Origin of the sequence: Agreia sp. PsM10 (genome assembly GCF_030433855.1) — a bacterium.
Classification (GTDB): domain Bacteria; phylum Actinomycetota; class Actinomycetes; order Actinomycetales; family Microbacteriaceae; genus Agreia.
Genome location: NZ_JARUXC010000068.1, coordinates 1 through 253 on the forward strand (window position 1 = coordinate 1; position 253 = coordinate 253).

The 253-nt window shown below is 38.7% G+C and carries 1 protein-coding gene; it reads right to left on the bottom strand.

What is annotated here, in order from left to right; all coding sequences use genetic code 11:
* The coding region (locus QCD70_RS19065; RefSeq protein WP_301219212.1) for a hypothetical protein at positions 1 to 200 on the bottom strand (200 nt) is incomplete at its 3' end.
* Positions 201 to 253: the final 53 nt, after the last annotated feature.

A 253-nucleotide genomic window follows, 5' to 3' on the forward strand; every position in this document is an offset into this window, starting at 1 on the left:
GTTGAAGTTCGAACTGAAGTACGGTACCCGTGTAAAGCAAACGGAAGCATTTCATGCCAATCCTTATAAGTTACTACCATCTTCTGGACAATCTTCTTGATGTTCTTGTTAGCAGCTTCAACAACTCCATTCATCTTCGGTCTGTAAGGAGAAGAATTATGATGTTCGATCTTGAACTCTTCACAAAGTTCTCTCATCATCTTGTTATTAAAATTTGAACCATTATCAGTGATGATCTTGCTCGGGATACCGT